The organism is Ignavibacteriales bacterium (assembly GCA_015709675.1).
GTDB lineage: Bacteria > Bacteroidota > Ignavibacteria > Ignavibacteriales > Ignavibacteriaceae > H2-BAC3.
Genome location: CP054182.1, coordinates 1,549,764 through 1,569,454, shown reverse-complemented (window position 1 = coordinate 1,569,454; position 19,691 = coordinate 1,549,764). Strand labels below are relative to the sequence as shown.

Sequence of the window (19,691 nt, the reverse complement as noted above, 5' to 3'; positions counted from 1 at the left end):
AAGTTGACCTGACAGGGCCTGTTACAGGAGAGGAATGAAAAACTAAAACTCTTCGTTTTCTGATTTGTTTTCGAAGAATGTTACAACTGTCTGCGCGTTGCCGATGTCCATCCCGGCTGCGGCAGATTTATCATCATTAATTCTGTTTGACCAGATAGCATAACCGCGGCTGGCGCTTGTGGTCGGGTCATCAACCAGACTGGTTTCAAGAATTCCGTCAAACTCCTTCCTGAAACACTCAAGAAGTTCGGGATATAGCGAACCGCCGCCTGTCAGGAACAGAAGATTGGTGTGCATAAAATCGTCATCCTTCCAGACGTTTCTGAGTGAAGGAGAGATTATCTCATCATAATAACTCTGAATGGCCTTGGCTCTGATTTCAGTAATATCATGCGGCCTTCTGTTGATGATGATTTTGCCCATCTGGAAATTTTTATCAAACTGATGCTCGGTGCGAAGATCAAGATAATACTGTTTTTTGAGTTCGCGCATAGCCTGATTGATTGCGTAGCGGATACCGGGGCCGCTGATAAGCGTTCTTTCGGTGATACCATTCTTATTGGTAAGGCACGCTTCAAATGTTCCGTAACCGATGGAAACAACAAAGAACTCAGGAGAGCCCTTTCTTTCGTTTCTGATGGCCAGGCTGCATCCCAGAATCTCAGGTATTACTTCTACCCGGTCAACTTCTACAGCAACTTTGTTGGTTCTGGTTTTACCAAAAGAGAAGGTATCAAACATTATGTCATGCTTCCCTTTGAAATACTGAACCGCTGCATCCTGATTTGCTTTATAGGTAGCATAGGGGAATCCAACGGTGAGTGTTACGGGAGCTTTCATATACTGAGAAAGGAGAAGAAGGCCTGAACCAGCAAGTACCTGATAATCAGTATCCTGCGGATTTGCATTTACGATTTTATGGGGGGAAACACCCTCCTCAAGTGCAAGATTGCCGACAATATACTGACTGCCATTCTGATGAATCTTGATGCCGTCAACAAGATTATTAATTGCACTCTGCAATGCGTTATCGTGATTTTCAATCACACTTGGAAACAAGACGGACTTCATTTCTTGAGCGCCTTTCTGTAATATTTACGGGGAAGCTGAAATTTCTGCAATTTATTAAATAATTATCTGATTTCTACTTGATGTTCCGGCATCCTCAGGGGTGCCCGGACCGGCAAACTTTTTATTTACGTAAAATAATTTTTTCAGAATTACTAATATAAGACAATTGAAATCTAATTAAACCGTGCTTTTCGGGCAATTATTAAAGAGCAGGACGAACAAAAAAATATGTTAAATGGCCTGAAATTTCTGAAAAACTCAGATTTGATACAGAAAATTAGGCAGCCGGAGGGGGTGTTCGGCCAGTCCGCCCTCAATATCGCTCTCCTGATCTCCGATATTGGCAAGTATGCGAAATCCCTCGTCTGACAAAGTTTTTCTTATTCTGGTCTTAAAAACAGCCGGTTCAAGACCGTCATCCTCAGTTTCACGGGTAATCAGGCGCACATAGGATCCATAGCCGGCCGCCAGGAGATTTCGCTCGGTTGCATCACGGAAGACATGCATCCGGCCGGTGAGAAAGATGAACCGGTATCCCATGCCTGTCATTTCCTTATAAAACTGAAGAACAGGCTCATTGGCTGGGATTCTCCCCTCAAGCATCCACTCCTCCCACAGGTGCGGGTAAAAATCAAAATCAGTGCCCGAAATAAATTCAAAACTGTTCAGAGCGGTTTCATCCACATCCATCAGGATGATCGCCTGTTCCGCCGGAGGATAAAGAAGCAGTTTTTCTTTCAGCCCCTCAAGGAGTAAACTCACTTCAGATATATACTCACCCCCGCGGTAATAGCTGCGGATATCATCAAGTGTGCGGATTCTTTTTTCCGGTTCGATGCTTCCTGTAAAAATAACTGAATATGACAATAAGGGCTCTTCCGTTAGCGGCTGCGGAGTTTGCTCATCAGGCGGAGTATCTCAAGATAAAGCCAGATGAGTGTGACCATCAGCGCGAATGCAGCATACCACTCAATATATTTCGGGGCTCCGTTTCTTACCCCTTCTTCAACAAGAGCGAAATCAACGATCAGATTAAGGGCCGCAATCACAATAACCACAGCGCTGAAACCAATGCCAATCCATCCGTTGCCGTGAATATAGGGAATGTTGATACTGAAAAATCCGAGAACAAAAGAAGCCAGATATACCAGCCCGACTGCGCCGGTTGCGGCTGCCACACCCATCATAAATTTTGCGGTTGGTTTAATAATGCCGGTCCGGTAGAGGAAAAGCATCATCAGCAGAATAGTGCCGGTGAGCATGACCGCCTGCATTACGATTCCGGGATACATGAGTTCAAAGAATGCTGAAATGCCTCCGAGAAACAGCCCCTGCGCTATTGCATAAAGAGGGGCAGTAATAAATGCAATCCTCTTAAAAAAAGCAGTAACGATCGCCAGGATAAGCCCCGCAATTGCCCCGCCTATCATCCATCCGGAGATATTGCTCAGATTGCCGGTAAGATAAAACTGATTCCATACCAGCCCTCCGGGCACAATTACCAACAGGAGTAGAAAAAATGTTTTATTCAGAAATCCGTTAAAAGTCATCAGACCTTCTCCGCGGACTGCTGTCTCATTAAAAGCACGGTTTAGCATCGGATTTGAAGCCATGGTGTTCCTCTTTTTATAAAAATTCAGTGCAAATATACGGATTAGACGGCTGAGAGGGGAGTACCTGCCAGGGCAGTTCGGAGGGATTAATCCTGTTCATCATCAAAAAGCGTATTACCAGTTTTACCCTTTATTGCAGAATTTCCCTTTCTGAATTTCAGACTATTTCTTTCCCAGAATACCCCGTCCTGGTATCCCTGAATTGAGGAATCAGAATCAGCCATCTTCAGTCTCTTAAGGGTGAGAAGACAGTATTCTTCGCTGCTGTCATAAGCGCAGAAATTCCTCCCCAGTTTTTTCGCGGTAACCGGTGTAGTTCCGGAGCCGCAAAAGGGGTCGAGTACCAGATCACCGGGATTGCTCGAGGCAAGAATCAGTTTTGCCAGCAGTTTTTCCGGTTTTTGAGTAGGGTGATCAGTATTCTCGGGCATAGACCAGTAAGGCACACTGATATCATTCCAGAAGTTGGAGGGATGTGTAAGCCGGAAATTTCCATCCGGAGTTTCTTCCCAGTCCTTTGGTTTTCCATCCAGCTTGTAGGGCGCAATTACAACCCTTTTTTCCTTTACACGGTCAACATGAAACTGATAATCATTTCCCAGAGTGCAAAACCAGATATCCTCCGAACTATTCTTCCAGTTGGTTTTGGCGCCTCTCCCCTTTTCGCGCTGCCAGGTGATCCGGTTTCTCACGGTAAAATACTTTTCGGCCAGCAGATGAACTGAAGTGGAGGAATGATAATCAGAGCATATATATATAGTGGCGCCAGGCTTAAGCAGCGGTATCAGTGAGGGGAGCCAGGAGTCCAGATATTCCGTATAGGAAGATATCGTGCTCTTTTTGAAGCTGACCCCGTGAAAATCCTTCCGTAAATTATAAGGGGGATCAAGTATCAGCAGGCCGGCACACTGAGGAGGCAATTTGGCTGAAACCCGTGATGCATCACCGCAGATAATCTTGCCCGAGGGAGAAAATCCTTCGGTAATCTGTTCTTCAGAAATCAGCTCCCGCTTCAGGTATGCTCTCTCGTCATCGGTGAGACTGATTGTTTTGTTCAATTTCGAACGCTTTTTTTCAATATCGCTCAAATGGCACCGGCTAAAAATTCTGTAAAATGCTTCCGCAATTATAGTGAAATGTGCTGTACCCTCTGATTATCTTCCCATGTCCGCAATAATCGCTTTTTTTGTCCGCCGGCTCTGCCTAATTTTGCAGAAAACGGATCGTAACTACTTTTTAAAGGATATATGTCATTAGCACAACAGATACAGGAAGCCGGAGTGGTAGGGGCCGGCGGAGCAGGATTCCCCACTCACATCAAAGCACAGTCGCAGGTTGAATTTGTCCTGGCAAACGGCGCCGAATGTGAGCCGTTAATTCATAAAGATTACGAATTGATGAAAGCCCATCCCCGCGAAATTGTTGAGGGGATGAAACTGATGATTGAGAGCACCGGAGCAAAAAAAGGATTCTTCGGTCTTAAATCCAAAAATGTAAAAGCCATTGAAGCAATTGAACCGTATCTGAAGGATACCAATATTGAATTTACCTTTCTGGGTGATTTTTATCCCGCCGGTGATGAATATGAGCTTGTTTACGCTGCCACCAAACGGCTGATACCCCCCGCCGGAATTCCCCTTCAGGTTGGTTGCGTGGTGAATAATGTTGAATCGTTTTATAATATATGGCTTGCGCATCAGGGGCAAGGGGTGACAGATAAATTTGTCTGTGTAGCCGGCGCGGTGAAGAAACCCTCCACATTCTGGACTCCGGTCGGCACAACTTTCCGCGAACTGATTGAGTTTGCAGGAGGAACCACCGTCTCTGACTTTGCTATATATAACGGAGGCGTGATGATGGGGCAGCTTACCATGGATCTTGATGAAGTAGTAACAAAAACTTCTTCGGGTATTATTGTCCTGCCAATGAATCACTACATCATTCAGCGGAAAAATCAGCCGGAGAAAAACTGGCACCGCATCGGTAAATCTGCCTGCGACCAATGCAGCTATTGCACGGAATTTTGCCCGCGTTACCTGCTTGGATATAACGTGCAGCCGCATCTGGTAATGCGCTCACTCGGCTTTTCAAAAACCGGCTCAGACGTGTGGAATCAGATGGCTGAGCTTTGCTGTGCCTGCGGACTCTGCACACTCTACGCCTGTCCGGAAGATCTGTTCCCCAAAGAAGCATGTGACAAAAGTAAAAAAGAAATGCGTTCTGCCGGAATGAAGTATATACAGGAAAAACCTGTTAAAGTTCACCCGATGAAAGAGGGACGCAGAGTTCCCCTAAAGCAGCTTGTTAAAAAACTGCGGCTTGAGCAGTATGACGGGCACACCCCCTTTACTGATAAATCACCTGCTCCGGTAAAAGTTAAAATTCCCTTAAAACAGCATGTAGGTGAAATAGCAGTGCCGCTTGTTTCAGAAGGAGAAACCGTTTCGCGCGGAGCAAAAATTGCACACATCTCAGGAGGCAAACTCGGCAGTGAAATTCACGCTTCAATTAGCGGCAGGATTACTGAGGTGACACAGAATTATATATCCATAAAAGCTTAAAAAGATATTACTATGATACAAATGAACTCACTCGGACTTATTGAAATGACCAGCATCGCCGCCGGAATGCAGGCAGCGGATATTATGCTCAAAACCTCCAATGTTGAAATGGTACTTTCCCGCACTATCTGCTCCGGAAAATATATGACCCTGATAGGCGGAGAAGTGGCAGCAGTGCAAACCGCGGTGGATGCAGCGGTTGAAACCATTAACTTTGGGGTTATTGACCATTTCGTAATTCCCAATGTTCACCCGGATATATTCCCTGCAATTGCCGGACATACCGGAGTGCAACTGCTTGAGTCGCTTGGCATTATTGAATCTTTCTCCGTTGCTTCACTCATTGAAGCGGCAGACGCTGCAGTAAAAGCTGCATCGGTTAAACTGATTGAAGTGCGTCTGGCAATGGCGCTCGGAGGGAAAGCATTTGTAACCATGACAGGTGAAGTAGCAGCCGTAACAGCCGCAGTTGAAGCAGGCGCGGCATTGGTTTCTGAAAAGGGATTGCTTGTTAATAAAGTCATCATAGCACAGCCCCGGCAGGAACTTTTAAACGAGATGATATGAAAAATGAAGTTTAAGTATGAACTGAAAGGCCATGCTTAATTTACTTTTAAGTATTTCTTTGCATCTTAGCGTCTTTGCGCGAGACTGGGTTTAAAACTCCGCGTTACTCCGCGCTAAACTTAGCTTCCCTTTGCGTTAAAAAAATGGAAAAACAAAAAAGCCCCGGCTGCAAACCAGGGCTTTTTTTAATTAAATATTAAGAATTACAAATTATAACCAATTCATAATTCAATTTTCATACTTCATAATTATTTCAAGAGGGTCATCTTTCTGGTAATACTCTGCCCCTTACCGTAACTGAGTTTATAGATATATACTCCGCTTGCGTGGCTGGTGCCGTCAAAGGGAACTGTATATCTGCCGGCTGAATAATTGCCTGAGGCAAGTGTTGCAATCTCTTTACCGAGTATGTCATAGACTTTTAGGGTGACATCACTCTGCTCAGGGAGCGCGAATTCTATCTCAGTCACCGGATTGAAGGGGTTTGGGTAGTTTTGTGAAAGCGAATATTCGGTTACTATCAATGGGCTGGCAACTGCTATGGTTTTTGTGCTGCTCTTCTCGACCACATCTCCAATGTTAATTCTTCTTGCAAGTGAACTGATGTGTTCAAAATTACTCTGGACTGTCAGTTTTAGCTTAACCGGTGTCTCAGGCATTCCTTCCATAGTTGCCCGGAAGGCAATATTTCCATAATTGCCCAGTGCGTTTTTGGTATAGGTAACCTCATCCAGAAGTGCAATCTGCTGACCGCTTGTTGCATCATTTATCGTGAGGGTGAAATTTATTTCGTCACCTCCATTCAGTTCTTCAGCCCCAAGCACAGAATCGGAGACCATAAAGCCGACTGAGTATAACAACTCTGTATTGCTATTGACTGTAAACGGCTCTGTTTCAAGATATGAATTAATTATGCCAAGGGAATTTAGATTAATGGTGTCTGGTATCTCCTTAAATGAAATCTCCTGCCCGTTACGGCTGATATCACCAACCAGATATTTGAAGATAACATCTCCCTTTCTGATAATTCCCTCTCTGCCTGAACCGATTCTTAGATTCTGTTCCTTCATAAATGATGAAAGCCCGTTTGAGGAAGTAAAGAAATATGGCTGCTGTGTGGTTTTATAGCTGTTTGCAACCATTGTGCTCTTGTCTGTGCCGTTTGAAATCTGAACATCATACCCTTGAAGGCCTGTCACAGTTGAAATAGTGCTCAGGGTTGTGTTATTTGCAAAATAAATGCCTTGACCACCATTCTGGCTCCAGCCAAAAATGTAGCCGTTCTCTGCATCGTGACGGTTGATATTTGGTTTGTGAACATTATAACCAAACTGCCAGTACTGCCACCAGTCTGTACTTTTGAATATTATTCTGGACTCTTCCATCTCATCAGCCCCGGTTTTATTCATACCATCCTCAATAAAGCCGACATAACCCTGCCAGGCAACACGGGCGGAGTTGCCAATTGAGGTGATGGTGGGGTAACGGTTCCAGGGGTAGCCGCTTCCTCCTGACATCATACCTCCATACTGAGTGAATGAGCCATTTGAGTGAACGGTAATCTGCTTATAATATATATCAGAGGAACTGCCGGACGGGGAGTTTTGCTGCCAGGCGATCCAGTAAACTGGTGTATTAGAAGCTGATTTGGAAACACTAATTGTGGGATTCACGGAATACTGATTGGTTCCGTGTATATACCAAGGATAGCCCGAACTGTCAGCATAGGTAACAGCATTTCCATTTATGGTGCCTGGGAAGAAGAAGAGACCTTTTTTATCAGAGTCCACTCTTCTGAAGACTATCATAAACTTTGTGCTTCCGTTAACTGCTACAATTGGTTGTAACTCAGAAGGTGTGTGCATATTGTCACTCTGCCAGATAGCAAAATCATTCAGAATAACTGCATCTGTGTAACCATTGAGCAGTAGTGTGCCAAGAACAGGGTATCCTGAGTTCTGAGCTGTGTAGGCAAGCAGCAGTTTATCATCTTCGTTGGCTCCGTTATTAAGAAAATCCAATGAAGAAGAAAACACCTGTTCCTGAATAATCGGTTTTCCATTGTTCATAAGGGTCCACGCACCGTTTGGCATCTTTTCTTCAATGAAAAGTTTACCCATTGACTCATAAGCAGAATAGAGGTAACTATTCTTAACCCTTACAAAGTGCTGCTGTCCGTTGTTGGTATAGGTTTCGGGGTTATTCGAAAGCTGTATGCCTTTATATAGTGCACTAACAGTAGTATTGTCCTGCTTAAATACAACCGGAGTTTCTGTTTGTGTTGGGTACTGGAACTCCGCACCAACGGATGGATTTGCCTGCCAACCCGAAAAATAGAAGTAGTGGCTTCTACCGGAAGACGGAACGGAGAGATATTGGTTGCCTGTAGCTTTAACGGAGTAGTAAGGTGGTTGCCAGTCAGCCCCTTGATTCAAGAATACGCCTTTATGCCCAGAAGAGAGTGAAATATCTAATGGTGATTGAACTGTAACCAAAAGCGCATCCAAACCTCTGCTTCTTAATCCATACGGCTGCTCTTCGTGATCAACAAACCACGGGTCCTTAAATTGGAGGAAGTCATCGACGTTCTCAGTCACAGAAAGGAAGTTTTCCCAATTGTTTTTTATATATGCATTCACTGCTGGCTGAAATTGACTTAGTACTTCATCTGTTGAAGATAAAATAGTCATGGTGTCCCAGTTTCTATAGCTGATTCGATCTTGATTATCTGTCCAAAACCAGAATTTTTCAGCAGTTTCGGGCTTAAAATTCTGGGTTGACAAAAAATATTATTTATTTAATAATGGAAGTGTGACTGGCTGAGAAGGGCCAACATAGTTCCACATCATATTCTCCCAATATGCTGCCTGACCAAATGGCTGGTCGTCTGAACCTATCTGTTTTAATATGATTGTTTTATATGGCTCAACAAATCCTGTCATAATTAAAGAAAAATTTTGTGTAAAGTTCTTCTTCGGAGAAATTGTTACCGTATAATAACCAGCCCCAGGTGTTTGAAGGAAGATTTGCTCAACATTATCCCTCGTATTATCTCCGGTTGTCGCTGCACTTTCGGGAATATTTGGATTCAATATCCATGGTGTATACGTTGTTGAGCCATTCTTGATTAAGCGAACATCCAGGTCATTAACAAGTACAGGGCTGCTCGGTAAACTTTGAGGTGTAGGATCATTCCAAACTAATGTTATCCTTATTGGCTGAGTTCCATCACTATATAAATTATTTATTGTATAGGATTGACCATTTGACAAAGTCAACTCCTGAATAACCGAAGGATTTTGCTGGTCTAATGAAATCAGTTGGGCAGCTTTATATGTATTCATCAGTCCCCAACCGAATTGATAATCAGGACCCGGATACTGCCCTGCTTCATCTGCTGTATGAATAATGATTGCTTTTACGGTTGCTGAGACAGGAAGACTGTTATTGTGAGTTGCTTTATAATGCTGCAAAAGCTGGGCAATTGAGCCGGTAACACAAGGAGCTGCCATAGAGGTACCACTCAAATATCCAAATTTATTACCTGAACCACTCCCATCTCTGTATAAGGTTGAATATACTGAAGCACCATTTGCGACTATATCTGGTTTAATCCTACCGTCTGTTGTTGGACCCCAGTTGCTGAAAGATGTGTTTACCTGTTTAACATCATTTGCATGTGAGTAACCATTTGGAATGTCATCCACAGCTCCAACTGTAATAATATTTTTTGCACCGCCTTCAACCGACATAGTCCAGTAACCATTAATTCCGTTATCCTTACTATGGTTATCATTTGCTGAAATCCATTCACCATTTGCATAATGATAGTGAGTGGCCCCTTGTTCAGCTCCTTCTCCTCGATCGTTGCCAGCAGCCCAAACTATTGTATAAAAAGGAGCCAAATAGGCAATATTATCATAAGTTTTTGTTATTTCTTCATAGCTAGAGAACCGATTGTCTGTGTATGCCGATGCTGCAGCCATCCAGTACCATGCTTGAGAACCCAGATTTTTTAAATCTGTAAAATGCCAACCGAGAGGTTCACCATAAGAATGGTTCGACAATATCAGCGGTTCTGGCAGGTTGTTATCCAAGCCACCCGCTGCTGATGCCATCTCATTCACATCCCAAATCCAATCACGGGAATGAACCACTGCCTTTTCAGCCATTCCTTTCGCTTCGTATCCGCCGTCAGAAACTATCGTACCCGTAACATGAGTTGCATGGTCACTAATTAATCCTAAACCCGGGTCTTCAGAACCGGTTGTATCAATATAATAAGAATGTCGAGGTCCCAAGACAGTTTCCCAGAATGAAGTATGCCCCGTGTATGGACTACCTTCATCCCAAATCCCAAGATTTATGCCAGCACCAGTTAAATTATACCCCAAATTACTTTCACCCCACACTTTGTTGCTCGAAATTGTATTTGCAGCAATTCGGTTCCGCGTACTGATATATCTAGGCAGTCCATCCCGAAATTCCTTAAATTCAATTCCTGAGCCATCAGGGAATGATTTTTTGATTACATATCCTTTGCTCTCCATATATCTAACAGCAGCCTCTTTACTCTGCTTTAACTGTAGCAAATTGTCTGTAAAAATATTGATTAGTGCACTTGTATCTGTTTTGCTCAAAATCTGTTTTGTTTGCTCTGCATTGATGTTATTTTGCGCCACATATTTGGATTGGATCCCAAGTACGGCAACTAATATGAGGATTATCAGATTTTTCATTTTAATTTCCTTGTTTTATTTTAAAAAGATTCTACCCGCTATCTAAATCAGGTCGTGAAGTTTTCTCTTCATGAACAATTTTACCAACTCTATGTTATTGAATTGGCATCAGGAATTATTGGTGGTTCCACTTCCACTCCGTTTTCTCTTATTTAAAGATCGTAATCATTGCTTTATCACCTTGCCTACCAACACTGGCTATCAAGTGATTTCTTATATCTAACTTCAGAAACGAATTTCTTGCTTCAGACGCAACTCCAACCCAGCTAATTCCGTTAAAATAATAGACTTGACGATTAGCACTTAAGCCGGCAATCGAATTATTATCTTCTCCTTTTATTCTATAAACAAAACGTAATTCAGGGTTATCTGCACGATTCCAGAAATAACCATTAAATATTGTCATACCATCACCCGCTGCATAGATACGGAAATCCTGCTTTGCCCAAATCGAACGGATATAACCGCTCTCCTCTATGCTATGAGATGTCAAATTGTTAAAGTTGTCCAATTTAATAAGATAATTCTCAGCAGCGAAGTATTTAGTAAAACCATCATTACCATCGCTGATTCCCCAAATATCAGTAATATCATTTGTTATACCACTCTCAATTTTCTGCCAACTTGTACCGTTGTAATGGGCTATATTACCGCCGTTGCCAACCACATATAAATCACTGCTTGATGTGCCCCACATTTTGTTGATTGCTCCGGATAATAATGGTCTAATACCACAATCGGCTCTATTAATTTTCCCATTAAACCAACCAATACTCCCTCCGCTTGTTATTGCTATGTTACTATCAGAAAATGCGAAGATTGCTTTTAATGGAGAATAATCAACTGGATTACAGCTACTTCCCGTATAAATTTTTTTCAATTCCCAATTTGTCCCATCCCAATGAACAGCATTATACGCATTCGGGTCAGGATTCCCCAGTGAGTCTTTCATGTAAATTTCACCAACTGCCCAAATATTATTTTCATCTATTATAGCAACATCGTAAAGGGAACTGCTCCCGACTTCTCCGAAAGTAAAGGTCTGCCAGGTAAAATTGTGGGAGGTGGTATCCATTGTTCTGACCTGCACAGTATTGCTTATTTTATCATCCTTCCCCTCGTGGCGGATTATTGCACGGTATGAGTAATTGGTGGAGGGTACAAGGTCTTCAAATACCAAGAGGGTGTCACGGTTGAGTGAGAGTATCCGGTGGTAATCTTTGCCATCTTTCTGGATTGCCACATCCGCTGGCTGAGTAAGATTGCTGAACTTAAGCTCAAGCCATACCTCGGTGCAGGAGGCATCAAGTGCTTCAACGGTAATTGCCGTCTGCCCGAAGGGGCTGGCTGGTTCTGAGCATGAATAGGCGGAGAGGGCAAAAAGCGAGAGTGCTGCCCAAAGTTGAAGTTTGTGAAGTGGTGTTTTAGCGGACAATTCCGCCTCCCTTATGTTATTGGTATTTCTTTCCCGGACAGTAATTACCAGTTCCTTGCCACACCGAATTCTTCTGGTATGAGTATAAAAACAGTTATTACATCAAATTTTCAAAAATCTTACGAGTACAATGTATGAAAACCTTTTTTCCCGTAGAACCCAAACCCTTTGCTTCCCAAATGTTTTCTCACCTGGTGAGCCGATTAATTTCTTTAAGGTCTCAGGTAAAAATAATAAAAAAAAAGATATACGATGCAAGGGAAAAATGCAATTCTTTAGAAAATATTTATTTTCACCAAAATGTTTGTAATTTGAATCAAAAACAAAGAATTACGAAGTAAAATCACTAAAATCACATAGCAGAGTTTTTATTAATCCGGGTTTTATGTGATTGCATCGTCTGGTTTGTTTACATTTACTAAGGTTGTAATTGCATTTATGTGGCTTTGTGCTAAATGATGCCAGGTATAATCGGATTTGAAACTTTGCGTTTCTTTGGGTTTAACTTCGATTACCTGCGTTAAGCAATTTTGGTAAATCCTTTTAACAAAACTAATTGTACATTGAATAATTATGTCGGAAAAAGAAAAATTTTTAGTTCGTGATGTATTTAACGAAGCGGGCATTAAACGTATGGCTTCCGCAATTAAAAAGAGTTACCCTGAGTTTAAGTCTAATAAATTTGTAAAAGAAACCGCCGGAAAATTCCCCGAACTGAGTTTTATACAGCGCTCTGATCATATTACTGAGATGCTCAGGAAATATCTTCCCGATGATTTCCCCCGTTCTGCTGCTATTCTTCTTGATTCACTTGGTCCGGCAATCCCGCAAAACGATCTGAAAGGATTCGGCGGATTTATTGTCTGGCCAATGACTATCTATATCAGCCGTTACGGTCTTGAGTATTTTGATATATCAATGAATGCATTATATGAGATGACCAAGAGGTTCTCGGCTGAGTCCGCCATCCGCTATTTTCTCATCCGTTATCCTGAGAAAACCTTAAAAGTGCTGGAGAAATGGGCAAGCGATTCAAATCCTCACATTCGCCGGCTTGTTTCAGAGGGCTCGCGTCCCCGCCTCCCATGGGCTGTTCGTCTTCAGCAGTTCGTAAAAGACCCCGCGCCGGTAATCCGCCTGCTTGAAAAACTCAAAGAAGATCCCGAACTTTATGTAAGAAGGTCAGTGGCAAATAATGTTAACGATATAGCAAAAGATCACCCGGACAGGGCGGCGGCTTTGTTAATAAAGTGGAACAAATCAAAAAATGCAGGGACAAAATGGATCGTGCAGCATGCATCAAGAACGCTGGTTAAAGCAGGGCACACAGATATATTAAGCGCGCTTGGTTTTGATAACGATGTTGAAATTTCAGTTGATAAGTTAAAACTGAACAAACCCGCCGTTCATTTTGGAGAAACGCTTACCTTTAGCTTTTCAGTTAAAAACAATTCTAAGTCAGCCGTAAATCTGATGATAGACTACATCATCCATCACCGCAAAGCAAACGGCGGGACAATGCCAAAAGTATTTAAGCTCGCCAAAAAGAAAATACCCGCACACGGAGAAATACTCCTGCAAAAGAACCACCCCATCAGGGAAATTTCAACCAGAAAATATTATCCCGGCGAACACATAGTTGAAATTCAAATAAACGGAAAGAAGTATTTACAGAAGAAGTTTGAATTGGTTATGTAGATTCAGGGTTGTGTTTCAATACAGGGAATATATATCATACGGGTCTGATTAATATCATCCCTTCGGGATTCTGGTGTTTTTTTCATGGTACTTCTACAAGAATTTCATCCCTTCGGGATTTACCTCTATATATTCACAACGCCGGAGGCATGGTATTTTTGCGGAAACACATTACAAACGATTCATAATACACCGGAGACGCGACATATTGGTGGTATGCGCCAGATTGTCATCTGGCGGTACGAAATTTATTCACACGAGCGAAAAAAAAACGCCGAAGGCGTGGCATTATTGTAGAAAACAACAAGATTAATTTGCCCCCAACGCCGAAGGTGTGGTATTATTGTGGAAATACATTACAAACGATTCATAATACACCAGAGACGCGACATATTGTTGGTATGCGCCAGATTGTCATCTGGCGTTACGAAATTTAATCACGCAAGCGAAAAATAAACGCCGAAGGCGTGGCATTATTGTAGAAAACAACAAGATTAATTTGCCCCCAACGCCGAAGGCGTGGCATTATTGTTTAAACCCGTCAAACCCAATCGTAAAACGCCGAAGGTGTGGTATTTCGTTGGTTAACGCCGGATTGTCATCTGGCGGTACGAAATTTATTCACACAAGCGAAAAAATAAACGCCGAAGGCGTGGCATTATTGTAGAAAACAACAAGATTAATTTGCCCCCAACGCCGAAGGTGTGGTATTTCGTTGGCTAACACCAGATTGTCATCTGGCGGTACAAATTAATTTGCAACAAGCGGTAAAATAAAACGCCGGGGGCATGACATTTTAATATATACCATTAAACTTCCTCACTTAGCAGATAATTCATCGCATCGGCAGCAGTGTAGGTGTCATCCTCATGTTTCATCAGGTGCTTCAGGAAGCTGGTATCATCACCAAGGGTAAAGATGGGTGGCTCACCCGGATTGGTAAGTTCAGACGCAGCAATAAGTCCGTTGCACAAACAGCGGCGCTCTTCGCTATCTTCAATTTTACCCCCTTTGCGTATGTATTGGTCAAGACGTTCAGAGGCGCATCTGAACCCGATTATGCCGTCAGGGCGTGCAAACGGTGTGGTCAGATAACCCTGATTGCATATCCTTGAACGCGCTTCATATACATTAGCATCTGAAAGCGTGCCCGGTAACTGAATTACTTTAAAAGGAAAACCAGTAGGTGAAGCAAGAAGATCTGTTTTAACAACAAGCTGATTATTAAATGCCAGCTTTCTAATTTTATCCTTGTATTCTTTATTCATACCTGACTCCTCTGAAAGTGCAAAGATAGTACCCACCTGTACACCTTTTGCCCCAAGCCCTTGAGCATACTTTATCAGATCAGGAGAAGCATAAGAGCCGCCAATCCAGAATGGTTTGTTATGCTTAACAATTTTATTAAAATCAATTGCGTCCTTTACCCCATAAACCGGCTCCCCTTTTTCATTAAGCGGAAACTTGCCTCTTGGAGCTGCATTATGTCCCCCCGCAGTAGGGAGTTCAACAATAAAACCCTCAATGCTGCCGGATGACTTTGTCATAAATAGATCTGCCAGAAGATTGGAGGAGATTATCGGAAAAAAACCCGGCCGCTTTAATTTCGGAATCTCTTCTTTAAAATGCTCTGCAAGGTCAAACTTCTGCACAGCAGGCTCAGATCGTCCCTCAACATTTATGCGGTAACATGCAGGTTTACCCTCAGCCAGGGAGTCGAGAACTCCCGGCACCTGTAATGGGATACCGGCACCCATGGTAATAAAGTCAACTCCCGCAAGCATAGCTCCGGCAAAGCTGTAAACATGGGGTGTTTGAATTTTTTCAAGATAATTGATATTGACCGGTGAGGCGCAAGCTTCTTTAGCGAGCATCACCAGAACAAAATTTGCGCAGACAGTCAGGTCAATGAGACTTTTTGGTGTTTTAAAGGTAAACACGGGAACGGTTTTAAATGACTGGTTCGGTGAAATACCGCCTTCAACAAAAAAGGTATCAATAATGCGCTTTGCTGTTTCCTTAAAAGGGAAGTGGCTGAGGGCAGCCCGTATTTTACCATCCGGATCACCATGCTGAAGCATACGGGCAAGCCAGCGGTCTGCCGCAACTCCGGAAAGAGTGCCGAGCCCGCCCATCTTTGAAACAACATTAGCCAGTCTTGGGCTTGAAACTCCGACACCCATTCCGCCGGATATTACTTTCCAGTTCATCATATTCTCCTTAGTCAGACAGGGTAGATCCCTGCGACTCAGTTTTGCAGTATAAAATATATGTTGTGAAACTCTTCGTCTGCCGGATAACTATCACCTGACGGTGAGTTTCATATTGCCTGAATCATTGAGTAATCAGCCAGCCTGCTGAATAAAGCAACTGTTTTACAACAGAACTGCGATCGGGAGAATAAAAACCAGGGTTTCCGGTAATTACTAAAAGGGTGCAGGAAAATATGCAAAATCCTTTTGCACAGTTTCCCCTGCAGGGTGAACGGAGGGCCGGACATTAGATTTCAGACAATGATCAAATATAATACCCGGATAATGGCTGTACAAGTGCTTTTTAACGGGCCTGAAAACCCTTTGGATAACGCCGGCCAAACTGTAGCCCTGATTCTTGCTTCCGGAATAATCTTATTTCCTGGCATTATACTGATGTTTCGATAACATGAAATAATATATATAAATTAACGAGCCCCTATGCCTGAACCCGGAAGGATCACATATTGATTGTAAACGAATTGCATACCCCAACGCCAGAATACATATACAAAACGCTACCCCGCCTGATCCCGGAGGGATCACATATTTGTAGAATAAACATACAAAGAAGCCCCGCCTGATCCCGGAGGGATCATATGTTGGTAGAATACACATACAAAGAATCACGTCCCCTGATCCCGGTGGGATCATATATTGGAAGAAAACGAATTGCATACCCCGCCGCCAGAATACATATACAAAGCGCCACCCCGCCTGATCCCGGAGGGATCATATATTGGAAGAATAGATATCCAAAGAAGCCCCCGCCTGATCCCGGAGGGATCATATATTGGTAGAAAACGAATTGCACACCCCGCCGCCAGCCAATCCCACAAAACGCTGCAATTGCACTTTTATTCTGAAAATAAAAATTTACATTGCGATTGCAGCGGCTTTACTTAATTCTTCTTTATTAATTTTTATTTAATTCATTACCCATCAGATATTCATCTATGGCAGCGGCGGCTTTTCTTCCGGCTCCCATTGCGAGGATTACTGTTGCTCCGCCGGTCACGATATCACCTCCTGCAAAAACACCCTCCTTAGTTGTCTTCATCGTCTCCGGATCAACCACAATATTGCCCCGTCTGTTATGTTCAAGATCAGGCGTAGTGTTTTTAATGATCGGATTTGAGCCATTTCCGATTGCCACAACTGCCATATCTATCGGCAGTATATATTCAGAACCTTCTACCGGTATCGGCTTTCTTCTTCCGGATGCATCCGGCTCGCCGAGTTCCATCTTCTGGAGTTTTACACCACGGAGCCAGCCGGCTTCATCTCCGGTAAATTCAAGCGGATTGGTCAGCATAAGGAACTCAATCCCCTCCTCCTTAGCGTGATGAACTTCTTCAATTCTTGCAGGCATTTCTTTTTCAGAACGGCGGTAGATAATCATTGCTCTCTTAGCACCGAGACGTTTTGACGTGCGCACTGCATCCATAGCTGTATTGCCTCCGCCGAAGACCGCAACGGTTTTATCCTTGCAGTCGAACACCGGAGTATCATACTCTGGGAACCGGTATGCCTTCATCAGATTAACTCTGGTAAGGAATTCATTTGCCGAATATACACCGTTATAGTTTTCACCGGGAATATTCATAAAGTAAGGAAGTCCTGCGCCCACACCAACAAAAACTGCATCATATCCTTCTTCAAAGAGTTCATCTATGGTATCAGTAAAACCGATTACCGCATTGGTTCTGAACTCAACACCAAGTTCTTTCAATCCGTTTACTTCAGCTTTTACAATTTCTTTTGGTAAACGGAACTCAGGTATGCCGTATATAAGCACTCCGCCGATTTCATGCAGCGCTTCAAACACGGTTACATCATATCCCCGCTGCACCAGATCACCAGCGCAGCTTAAACCAGCCGGACCGCTTCCTATTACCGCAACTCTTTTTCCTTTTTTCGGCTGAACCACGGCGGGACGGATACCGAGTTTTTCCCTCTCATAATCAGCAACAAACCGCTCAAGACGACCAATAGCAACCGGCTCACCTTTTACTCCGGTTACACATTTTGCTTCACACTGTTCTTCCTGCGGGCAGACTCTTCCGCATACAGCAGGCAAAGCATTATCTTCTTTAAGTTTTGCGGCCGCTCCGGCGAAATCACCAACAGCAACCAGACCGATAAAATCTTTAATCTTTACACCAACAGGACATCCCTCAACGCAGACCGGCTTCGGGCACTGAAGGCAGCGTTCTGCTTCCATTCTTGCTAATTCTTCAGTAAAACCAAGATTTACTTCTTTGAAGTTGCCGCTTCTTTCCAGAGGATTCTGTTCAGGCATCGGCTGTCTGGGAATTTTCATTCTCTCTTTTTTTGTTAATGGTGTTGTCATACTACTGCCGGCTCCTCTTTCTGTGTGTTCTTAAATTCATCATATATACGGTCATAGTTGCAGAGATGATCATGCAGTGAAATTTTTTCCCAGTCACCGTAGGTTTTATTCCTCTTCATCAGCAGTTCAAAATCCACCTGATGTGCATCAAACTCAGGACCGTCAACGCATACGAAAACGGTTTTGTTATCAACCGTTGCGCGGCATCCTCCGCACATTCCCGTGCCGTCAACCATAACAGGGTTTAAGCTGACCACTGTTTTAATACCGTAAGGTCTTGTGGTCTCAGCAACCGCGCGCATCATGGGAATAGGGCCGATGGCTAAAACAAAATCTATTTTTCTGCCTGAGTCAATCAGCTCTTTTAACTTCTGGGTTACAAAGCCATGATAGCCGTAGCTGCCGTCATCAGTGGTGATATATACTTCATCGGAAACTTCCTGAAGTTCTTTCTCAAGAAGAACCAGTTCTTTATTCCGCGCTCCTGAAATAGCTATGGTATGATTGCCCGCCTGCTTAAGCGCAACTGCAATCGGGTAAGCAATTGCAGTGCCCACGCCGCCGCCAATACTCACCGCGGTTCCGAAATTTTCAATATGGGAGGGTTTGCCGAGCGGACCGACCACATCGTGTATTTCATCCCCTGAGCTGAGGGTGTTAAGCTTTTTTGTAGTCTTACCTACTCCCTGAACAATTATGGTAATTGTACCCTTTTCAGAGTCGGAGTCAGCTATGGTGATGGGTATTCTCTCTCCGGTTTCATCCAGCCGGAGAATGACAAACTGTCCGGCTTTGCGTTTCTTTGCAATTTTTGGTGCCTGGATGGTGAAACGCTTTACATCCGGTGCAATAAATTCTGCTTTTACGATTTGGTACATGGTGTTCCTGTTTCTAATACCCCCGCTCTGCAATTATAATACCAAAAGAGATCCGGAAAAAAGCCCGATTTCAGCTCAAAATCGAAGATTTTATCCTCTTACGACTGCTCTCAATTTTTAGGTATGCTTTTTGTAGAAGATTTTCTCAGAATTGAAAAGGAAATTTCTAATGGATAGAGGAGAATGGAAAACGGATAATGAAGAATTTCTCTGACCCGCGAGAATCTGCGAAATCTGCGGGAAACCTTTTCGATCCGCGCTGCGAAGCATCCGTTTAATCAGCGTGCCGTCTTTAGAGCTAACGGTGGCCGGTCTGTACATTGTTCATTGTAAATTGTACAATGGATTTCCGATCAATGCTCATCCGCGCTGCTTAGCATCCGTTTAATCAGCGTCCCATCATCGCAGTATAGTTTAGCAGCTTAAGTTCCGATTCCTAAAAATCTGTACTGCGAAGCATCCATTAAAATCCTCTGGCTATTGAGGGGTTAAGCTGCTCACAAAATTAATCCCCCGGATTACTA

General features: G+C 43.3%; 12 protein-coding genes and 1 pseudogene. 3 read left to right on the top strand and 10 right to left on the bottom strand.

The features are described from left to right. Positions 1–42: 42 nt before the first annotated feature. The 4 genes from HRU80_05800 to HRU80_05785 form a co-directional block, all read right to left on the bottom strand. On the bottom strand, positions 43–1,071 hold the full coding sequence (locus HRU80_05800) for a ParM/StbA family protein (protein QOJ28410.1): 1,029 nt from the start codon (positions 1,069–1,071) through the stop codon (positions 43–45). A 258-nt stretch (positions 1,072–1,329) separates the two neighbouring features. Further along, positions 1,330–1,938, bottom strand: coding sequence for a hypothetical protein (locus tag HRU80_05795; protein QOJ28409.1), 609 nt, complete (start codon positions 1,936–1,938; stop codon positions 1,330–1,332). Between the two features lie 14 nt (positions 1,939–1,952). Further along, entirely contained in the window at positions 1,953–2,684 is a 732-nt protein-coding gene (locus HRU80_05790; GenBank protein ID QOJ28408.1) for a Bax inhibitor-1/YccA family protein, read from the bottom strand. Positions 2,685–2,770: 86 nt separating this feature from the next. Then, positions 2,771–3,772 (bottom strand): site-specific DNA-methyltransferase, encoded by a 1,002-nt coding sequence (locus HRU80_05785; protein QOJ28407.1) that lies wholly within the window; start codon positions 3,770–3,772, stop codon positions 2,771–2,773. A gap of 159 nt (positions 3,773–3,931) precedes the next feature. On the opposite strand from HRU80_05785, the gene HRU80_05780 reads away from it, so the two are divergent. Further along, positions 3,932–5,245: an SLBB domain-containing protein gene (locus HRU80_05780; GenBank protein QOJ28406.1), complete on the top strand. Its 1,314-nt coding sequence runs from the start codon at positions 3,932–3,934 to the stop codon at positions 5,243–5,245. 21 nt (positions 5,246–5,266) lie between these two features. After that, the gene (locus HRU80_05775) at positions 5,267–5,812 is read left to right on the top strand and encodes a BMC domain-containing protein (GenBank protein QOJ30470.1); all 546 of its coding nucleotides are present in this window, start codon (positions 5,267–5,269) and stop codon (positions 5,810–5,812) included. Positions 5,813–6,060: 248 nt separating this feature from the next. Here the strand turns inward: HRU80_05775 and HRU80_05770 are convergent, their stop codons facing one another. The 3 genes and pseudogenes from HRU80_05770 to HRU80_05760 form a co-directional block, all read right to left on the bottom strand. Next, the gene (locus tag HRU80_05770) at positions 6,061–7,932 is read right to left on the bottom strand and encodes a T9SS type A sorting domain-containing protein (GenBank protein ID QOJ30469.1); all 1,872 of its coding nucleotides are present in this window, start codon (positions 7,930–7,932) and stop codon (positions 6,061–6,063) included. 78 nt (positions 7,933–8,010) lie between these two features. Next, a pseudogene (locus HRU80_05765) lies at positions 8,011–10,551 on the bottom strand (S8 family serine peptidase). A gap of 148 nt (positions 10,552–10,699) precedes the next feature. Then, the gene (locus HRU80_05760) at positions 10,700–11,986 is read right to left on the bottom strand and encodes a glucosyl transferase (GenBank protein ID QOJ28405.1); all 1,287 of its coding nucleotides are present in this window, start codon (positions 11,984–11,986) and stop codon (positions 10,700–10,702) included. A 573-nt stretch (positions 11,987–12,559) separates the two neighbouring features. Between HRU80_05760 and HRU80_05755 the strand changes: the two genes are divergently transcribed. Further along, a complete protein-coding gene (locus HRU80_05755) occupies positions 12,560–13,684 on the top strand; it encodes a DNA alkylation repair protein (protein ID QOJ28404.1) in 1,125 nt (374 codons plus the stop codon). Positions 13,685–14,493: 809 nt separating this feature from the next. Here HRU80_05755 and HRU80_05750 read toward each other — a convergent pair. The 3 genes from HRU80_05750 to HRU80_05740 all read right to left on the bottom strand — a co-directional run bounded on the left by HRU80_05750 (position 14,494) and on the right by HRU80_05740 (position 19,167). Then, positions 14,494–15,897, bottom strand: coding sequence for a nitronate monooxygenase (locus HRU80_05750; GenBank protein QOJ28403.1), 1,404 nt, complete (start codon positions 15,895–15,897; stop codon positions 14,494–14,496). Positions 15,898–16,852: 955 nt separating this feature from the next. Continuing rightward, complete coding sequence (gene gltA, locus HRU80_05745; GenBank protein QOJ30468.1) at positions 16,853–18,259, bottom strand: NADPH-dependent glutamate synthase; 1,407 nt, start codon at positions 18,257–18,259, stop codon at positions 16,853–16,855. Between the two features lie 26 nt (positions 18,260–18,285). Beyond that, the gene (locus HRU80_05740; GenBank protein QOJ28402.1) at positions 18,286–19,167 is read right to left on the bottom strand and encodes a sulfide/dihydroorotate dehydrogenase-like FAD/NAD-binding protein; all 882 of its coding nucleotides are present in this window, start codon (positions 19,165–19,167) and stop codon (positions 18,286–18,288) included. Positions 19,168–19,691: the final 524 nt, after the last annotated feature.

Bases quoted from the DNA above. Each gene is read 5' to 3' on its own strand.
- HRU80_05790 (QOJ28408.1), bottom strand. From the start codon at position 2,684: ATGGCTTCAAATCCGATGCTAAACCGTGCTTTTAATGAGACAGCAGTC.
- HRU80_05800 (QOJ28410.1), bottom strand. From the start codon at position 1,071: ATGAAGTCCGTCTTGTTTCCAAGTGTGATTGAAAATCACGATAACGCA.
- HRU80_05755 (QOJ28404.1), top strand. From the start codon at position 12,560: ATGTCGGAAAAAGAAAAATTTTTAGTTCGTGATGTATTTAACGAAGCG.
- HRU80_05780 (QOJ28406.1), top strand. From the start codon at position 3,932: ATGTCATTAGCACAACAGATACAGGAAGCCGGAGTGGTAGGGGCCGGC.
- gltA (QOJ30468.1), bottom strand. From the start codon at position 18,259: ATGAAAATTCCCAGACAGCCGATGCCTGAACAGAATCCTCTGGAAAGA.
- HRU80_05750 (QOJ28403.1), bottom strand. From the start codon at position 15,897: ATGATGAACTGGAAAGTAATATCCGGCGGAATGGGTGTCGGAGTTTCA.
- HRU80_05775 (QOJ30470.1), top strand. From the start codon at position 5,267: ATGAACTCACTCGGACTTATTGAAATGACCAGCATCGCCGCCGGAATG.
- HRU80_05770 (QOJ30469.1), bottom strand. From the start codon at position 7,932: ATGGGTAAACTTTTCATTGAAGAAAAGATGCCAAACGGTGCGTGGACC.
- HRU80_05740 (QOJ28402.1), bottom strand. From the start codon at position 19,167: ATGTACCAAATCGTAAAAGCAGAATTTATTGCACCGGATGTAAAGCGT.